The 7,228-nt window shown below is 70.7% G+C and carries 3 protein-coding genes and 1 pseudogene; 1 reads left to right on the top strand and 3 read right to left on the bottom strand.

The window, feature by feature from the left end; all coding sequences use genetic code 11:
* Positions 1-555: 555 nt before the first annotated feature.
* From DVH02_RS07660 to leuS, 3 genes are all read right to left on the bottom strand, one after another.
* On the bottom strand, positions 556-1,401 hold the full coding sequence (locus DVH02_RS07660) for a DegV family protein (RefSeq protein WP_114622946.1): 846 nt from the start codon (positions 1,399-1,401) through the stop codon (positions 556-558).
* Between the two features lie 301 nt (positions 1,402-1,702).
* Complete coding sequence (locus DVH02_RS07655) at positions 1,703-2,455, bottom strand: hypothetical protein (protein ID WP_114622945.1); 753 nt, start codon at positions 2,453-2,455, stop codon at positions 1,703-1,705.
* A 311-nt stretch (positions 2,456-2,766) separates the two neighbouring features.
* Positions 2,767-5,643, bottom strand: a complete 2,877-nt coding sequence (leuS, locus tag DVH02_RS07650) for a leucine--tRNA ligase (RefSeq protein ID WP_114622944.1) — start codon at positions 5,641-5,643, stop codon at positions 2,767-2,769.
* Positions 5,644-6,302: 659 nt separating this feature from the next.
* Between leuS and DVH02_RS07645 the strand changes: the two are divergent.
* Positions 6,303-7,228, top strand: a pseudogene (locus tag DVH02_RS07645) (hypothetical protein); the annotation flags it as partial.

Raw genomic sequence — 7,228 nt, 5'->3', positions numbered from 1 at the left:
CCGACTCCGGCTCCGGCTCCGGCTCTTTGACGGCGGCGCAGGCGAAAAGAGCCTCCGCCCGCCGCCGCGCCTCCGCCGGAGACGGAGGAGGCAGCGCGGGCACGGCAGCCGCAACCGGCGCCGGAGCCGCAGCGCGCGCCGGAGACGGGCCCGCGGCCGGAGTCGCCGCGGGAGCCGGACCGTCCGGCCCGCCCGCGTGGGACGGAGCCGCCCGCCGCCGGGTGCCTGTCCGGCCGAGAAGGGCGCGGTCGCGGCGGGCTCGGCCATGACGGGCACGGCCGTCGGAGCCCGGCGCCCGACCGGGACCACTGGTTACGGAGCGTGTTCGAAGTGCCATGCCACAAGACGGTAGACACATCCGCTCATCTCTGCCGAGCAGCCTCAAATTCCGTGGAAAACACGTCGGTTGTGGATAACTCGACCACCCGATCGTGTGATCCGACAGATCGACAGACCGACGGCCCGCCAGGTCAGCACCTCGACCGGTCGCCACCTCGACCGGTCGGCAGATCGGCAGATCGGCAGCTCGGCAGCTCGCGGAATGGAGCCGACGGCTCAGCGCGGCGAGACCACGGCCCCCAGGAGCCCCGGCCCCGTGTGAGCGCCGATCACCGCCCCCACCTCGCTCATATGCAGATCCACCAGGCCGGGCACGCGCTCACGCAACCGCTCGGCGAGCGCCGTGGCCCGGTCCTGCGCCGCCAGGTGGTGCACCGCGATGTCCACGGAGCTGGTACCGGCGCGCTCGGCGACGATCTCCTCCAGCCGCGCGAGGGCCTTCGAGGCCGTGCGCACCTTCTCCAGCAGCTCGATGCGCCCGCCGTCCAGTTGCAGCAGCGGCTTCACCGCCAGCGCCGATCCCAACAGCGCCTGGGCGGTACCGATACGGCCGCCCCTGCGCAGATAGTCCAGGGTGTCGACATAGAAATACGCCGATGTCCCGGCGGCCCGCTTCTCGGCGGCGGCCACCGCGTCGTCCGGCGTACCGTTCGCCTCCACGGCTTCCGCGGCGGCCAGCGCGCAGAACCCCAGCGCCATCGCCACCATCCCGGTGTCCACCACCCGTACGGGCACGGAAGCGTCCTTCGCGGCCAGTACGGCGGCGTCGTACGTCCCGGAGAACTCCGCCGACAGATGCAGTGAGACGATCGCGCTCGCACCGGCATCGGCGGCCCTGCGGTACGCGGCGGCGAAGACCTCGGGGCTGGGCCGGGAGGTGGTCACAGAACGTCGTTTCTGAAGCGCGAGGGCCAGCGAGCGGGCCGAGATCTCGGTGCCCTCTTCGAACGCCCGGTCGCCGAGCACCACTGTCAGCGGAACCGCTGTGATGCCGTGCCGTTCCATCGCCTGGGGTGGCAGGTAGGCCGTGGAATCGGTGACGATGGCGACATGGCGGGACATGAGCCGGAGGTTACCCGTCGGCGTCTCCACCCGGCAGCCCGCCCCCGTCCCAAAGATCGATTCCCGGCGGCAGCTCCGCCCCCGAGGCGGTGCACACCCGGGACACTTCCCACCCGAGGACGGCCCACTCCCGGGGCCTGCTCACACCCCGGCCTGCCCACACACCGGCCCGCTCACACACCGGCCTGCTCACTCCGGGCAAGCCCACACCCTGAGTCGCTCCTCGGTCATCCCCGGGTCGGTTCGCCGTCTCGGCCTGGGCGGTTCGTCGTCTCCGGCCTGGGCACTGTCTCCGGCCCGGTCAGTTCGTCGTCTCCGGCCTGGCCTGCCGCGTGTTCGGCTTCTGCCACGGGTACGTGGTCCACCGCCGGGCTGCCGGCGGGTCCAGGGCCCGGTCACCCGCCTCGGCGGTGGGAGGCACACCCCGCCCCGGTCCTGATGTACGCCGTGACTCCGGCCCGTCCGACCAGTCGGACCGGTCCGGCTCCGCCGACTGCCCCTGCGGAGGCTCCTTCGACCAGTGACGCAGCGCGCCCGACTCCAGGTCGATCTCCGTGCTCAGAGCAGACAGGTCGTCCTCCGCGAACTTCCGTGCCCGGTCCCGCGCGGCCCAGCGCAGCGAGTCCGCCGAGCGCGTAATCCGCTCGGTGCGCTCGCGTAGTTCGGCCAGCCGCTGGGAGACCATGGCCCGGTCCGGGTCCCGCTCCAGGTGCCGCAGCTCGTCGTCCAGCTCCCGGCCGTGCGCGCTCAGTCGCCGGAACAGAGCTATCGACTCCGACAGCGAGGCGTCCTCGCCGACCGCCGCCTGCAGCTCGTCCTGCGTGGCCCGCATCGAGGTGCGCAGCCTCAGCCGGAGCTGGGCCAGCTCGGCGCCCATCCCCAGCTGTCCGAAGCTCTTGGCCCGCAGCGTGGTGTCCTCCACCGTGCGGCGCGCCTGGTCGATCGTGCGGTCCACACCGCGCTTGGCGGCGCCGATCGCCTTGACGCCCACGTACACCCCGAGCGCCATGAACACGACGAAGAGAAGCGAAATGATCGTGATCGCGGCTTGCATGGACGCCCCTTCTCCGTCGGTCAGGTCCCACGGCGGCCGTGGCCGGGCCGCCGCCGCTCCCCTCCACCGTAAACCGAACGGGCAGGCCGTGGGTCCCGTCGGAACCCCCAACCTGCCCGTAGGGGAAAGCCCTGTGTCGGAGAACCCGCGCCCCCGAGAACCCCGGAGCAGGACCGAAGCCACGCCAGATCCACCCCGGAGCTAGCCCGGAGCCACGCCAGAGCCAGCCCGAAGCCACCCCGGAGCTAGGCCAGAGCTACGCCACAGCCACCCCGAAGCCACGCCAGAGCTTCGCCACAGCCACCCCGGAGCTACGCCGGAACGATGTTCACCAGCTTCGGCGCCCGCACGATCACCTTCCGGATCCCCGCCCCGCCCAGCGCCGCGACCACCCCCGCGTCCCCCAGCGCCAGCGCCTCCAACTCACCGTCCGTGATCGAGGGCGAGACCTCAAGCCGCGCCTTGACCTTGCCCTTGACCTGCACCACACAGGTCACGGTCTCGTCCACGACGTACGCCGGGTCCGCCACGGGGAAGTCCTGGTGCACGACCGATTCGGGGTGGCCCAGCCTGCGCCACAGCTCCTCGGCGATGTGCGGGGCCAGCGGCGCGATCAGCAGCACCAGCGGCTCCGCGACCGACCGTGCGAGCGGGCCGCCCGTCTTGGTCAGATGGTTGTTCAACTCGGTGACCTTGGCGATGGCCGTGTTGAAGCGCAGCGCCGCCATGTCCTGGCCGACCCCGTCGATCGCCTTGTGCAGCGCGCGCAGCGTCTCCTCGTCCGGCTCCGCGTCCACGACGGTGACCTCGCCGGTCGCCTCGTCGACCACGTTGCGCCACAGCCGCTGGAGCAGCCGGTACTGGCCGACCACGGCGCGCGTGTCCCACGGCCGCGAGACGTCGAGCGGGCCCATGGCCATCTCGTACAGGCGCAGTGTGTCCGCGCCGTACTCGGCGAAGATCTCGTCCGGCGTGACGGCGTTCTTCAGGGACTTGCCCATCTTGCCGAGGACGCGGCTGACCTTCTCGCCCTCGTACCAGTAGCCGCCGTCGCGCTCCTCGACCTCGGCAGCGGGCACCGCGATGCCGCGGCTGTCGCGGTAGACGAACGCCTGGATCATGCCCTGGTTGTAGAGCTTGTGGAACGGTTCGGCCGACGAGATGTGGCCCAGGTCGAAGAGGACCTTGGACCAGAAGCGGGCGTACAGCAGGTGCAGTACGGCGTGCTCCGCACCGCCCACGTAGAGGTCGACGCCGCCGTGCGGCTGACCCTCGCGCGGGCCCATCCAGTACTGCTCGACGGCCGGGTCGACCAGCTTCTGGTCGTTGTGCGGGTCCAGGTAGCGCAGCTCGTACCAGCAGGAACCGGCCCAGTTCGGCATGGTGTTGGTCTCGCGCCGGTAGCGCTTGACGCCCTCGCCCTGCCCGAGGTCCAGCTCGACGTCGACCCACTGCGCGTTGCGCGACAGCGGCGTCTCGGGCTGGGTGTCGGCGTCGTCCGGGTCGAAGGTGCGCGGCGAGTAGTCGTCGACCTCAGGCAGCTCCAGCGGCAGCATCGACTCGGGCAGCGCGTGCGCGGTGCCGTCCTCGTCGTAGACGATCGGGAAGGGCTCACCCCAGTAGCGCTGGCGGCTGAACAGCCAGTCACGCAGCCGGAAGTTGACGGTGCCCTCTCCGATGCCGCGGTCGGCCAGCCAGCCGGTGATCCGCTCCTTCGCCTCGGCCACGCCCAGGCCGTCCAGCGAGATGTCGGCGCCCGTCGAGTTGACGAGCTTCGCGTCGTACGAGGAGAACGCGTCGTCCCAGGCCGACGGGTCGGTGCCGCGGTCGTCCGAGGGCTCGACGACACAGCGCATCGGCAGCTCGAAGGCGCGCGCGAAGGCGAAGTCGCGGCTGTCGTGCGCCGGGACGGCCATGATGGCGCCCGTCCCGTACCCCATCAGCACGTAGTCGGCGATGAAGACCGGTACCGGCTCGCCGCTGACCGGGTTGGTCGCGAACGCGCCGGTGAAGACGCCGGTCTTGTCCTTGGCCTCGGCCTGCCGCTCGACGTCGGACTTCGACGCCGCCTGCTTGCGGTACGCGTCGACGGCCTGGGCGGGGGTCGCGTGGCCGCCCGTCCACACCTCGTGGGTGCCTTCCGGCCAGGCGTCCGGCACGATCGCACCGACCAGCTCGTGCTCCGGCGCCAGCACCATGTACGTGGCGCCGAACAGGGTGTCCTGACGGGTCGTGAAGACGGTGATGGTGCCCGCGTCACCGACCTCGAAGTCGACGCGCGCGCCCTCGCTGCGGCCGATCCAGTTGCGCTGCTGGAGCTTGATGGCCTCCGGCCAGTCCAGCGCCTCCAGGTCGTCGATCAGCCGGTCCGCGTAGGCGGTGATCCGCATGTTCCACTGGCGCAGCTTCGCCTTGAAGACGGGGAAGTTGCCGCGCTCGGAGCGGCCGTCGGCGGTGACCTCCTCGTTGGCCAGGACGGTGCCGAGGCCGGGGGCCCAGTTGACGGGCGCGTCGGAGGCGTACGCCAGCCGGTAGGTGCCCACCACATCGGCGCGCTCGGCGGCGCTCAGCTCACTCCAGGGGCGCCCGTCGGGCGTCGCGCGCTGCCCGCTCTCGAACTGCGCCACCAGTGTGTCGATGGGGCGCGCCCTGTCGGCGTCCTTGTCGTACCAGGAGTTGAAGATCTGGACGAAGATCCACTGGGTCCACTTGTAGTAGTCCGGGTCGATCGTCGCGAAGGACCGACGCTTGTCGTGGCCCAGGCCCAGCCGACGCAGCTGGACCTTCATGTTCTCCATGTTGGCCTCGGTGGAGGCCCGGGGGTGCGTGCCGGTCTGCACCGCGTACTGCTCGGCGGGCAGGCCGAAGGCGTCGAAGCCCAGTGTGTGCAGGACGTTGTGCCCGGTCATGCGCTGGTGGCGGGCGAAGACGTCGGTGGCGATGTAGCCCAGCGGGTGTCCCACGTGCAGCCCGGCGCCGGACGGGTAGGGGAACATGTCCATGATGAATTTCTTGGGCTTCGCGGCCAGCTCGGGGTCGCCGGACAGCTCACCCGTGGGGTTCGGCGCCTCGTACGTGCCGTCGGCGTCCCAGAAGCCCTGCCAGCGCGCCTCGATGTCGGCGGCCATGGCGGAGGTGTAGCGGTGCGGCGCCACCGGCTCGGCGGCAGCGGGGTTGGTCTCGCTCATGTTCTCTGAAGCTCCATCGATCGTCTCTGCCGGCGGACTCGACCGTGCCGTTCAGCGGATGAACCGTGCTCGTCGGTGAACCACGTTCGTCGGTGAACGAAAAAGGCCCCTCACACAGGAGGGGACCGCCGCGCCGATTCCGACCGGATCTCTCATCCGTCGTCGGGACTGATCAGCGCGGCCCGCTCAGCAGAAGGCGTACGGCACGCATGGCGTCAGGGTACCGCAGCCCCCGGACGGCGCGCACGGACGCGACGGGCGCGGACACGCCGCGGCGCGCTGCCGAATCCGAAGAACAGAAGAAGAACGGACAAGAAGCGAACAAGGAGCGGCTCGCGACCGTACAACCGGTCGCGGGAGCGAACAAGAGGGTGCAGGGGCAGGGAGAGGATGGGGAGAGAATGCGGAGAATCCGCGCCAGGAGGGGTCAAGAGGTTGACAGACGACGTTGAGAGAAATCGCCGGATGGTCCCGTCGGGCCTCGGACGGGGGGTCGGGGCAGCCGCCTTACTGCGCGTATCGCCCCGATCCGGGCAACTCAGGAGTCGGATAACTCACCTTCACTCGACTAAACCCGCAAACCGAGTGCTGCCTGGTATGGCTCCACTTAGCATGCCGCAACGGGACCGCTTTCCCGAGCCCTTCGGAGTTGCCCCCCTATGAACCCTCTTCGCACGCTTGGCCCGTCGCTCAGCTCGGACGTCGGCAAAAGCCGGCAGATCTCCGGCCTGGCGACGGTCGCCGCGCTGGTACTGGTACCCCTGCTCGCCGTCGTGGGAGGCGACGCCTTCCGCGCCTTCATCGACTTCGGCGCCGGTGTGCTGTCGCTGCTGTCGCTGTCAGGGGCCGTCGTCTGGGGGCTGATAGCCACCGACAGACTTCTGCTCTCACCGCGCCACCGCCTGGTCGCCCAGGGAGTCCACCGGGCCACCGCCGTCGCCTCACTCGGCTTCCTCCTGCTGCACGTGAGCATCAAGATCTCGCTCGGCAAAGTGGCCCTGATCGGGGCCCTGTTGCCGTTCGGCCTCGGCATCACCGGTACGAACGGACTCATCGGCTTCGGCTCGATGGCCGGGCTGCTCATGGTGGTCGCCGCCACCACCGGCGCCGCGCGCAGCGTCTTCTCGCTGCCCGGTAAGTTCGCCTACAAATGGCGGGCCATCCACATGGTGGCCTACCCCGCCTGGTGCTTCGCGATGGTGCACGGGCTGTTCACGGGCCGCCCCGCCGCCACCTATGTCACGGTCATGTACTCGACAGTCATGATCGGGGTGGCCGCGGTCGTCTCCCTGCGGCTGCTGCCCGAGGAGACGCAGCGCCGCTTCGCCGAGGGGGTCGTCTCGCTGACGGGCGCCGGTACCGAGCCGGGGGAGTCCAAGACGTCGCGCCGCGACATGATGGCCGACCCGCTGCCCGGCGCCACGGGCATCCCGCCGCAGCGCGAGTACCAGCCGAGGCTGGAGCGCGAGTCCGCCGTTCCCTCCTCCTCCAGAGGAGGGTCGCTCGAAACCCCCCGTACGCCGCCGCGCCTGCCCGCGCCGTCTCCCCCGCTGTACGAGGCGACGCGGGCAGGCGCGGCGGCGTA

The organism is Streptomyces corynorhini, from assembly GCF_003346515.1.
GTDB lineage: Bacteria > Actinomycetota > Actinomycetes > Streptomycetales > Streptomycetaceae > Streptomyces > Streptomyces corynorhini.
This window is presented reverse-complemented; position numbering and strand designations above follow the sequence as displayed.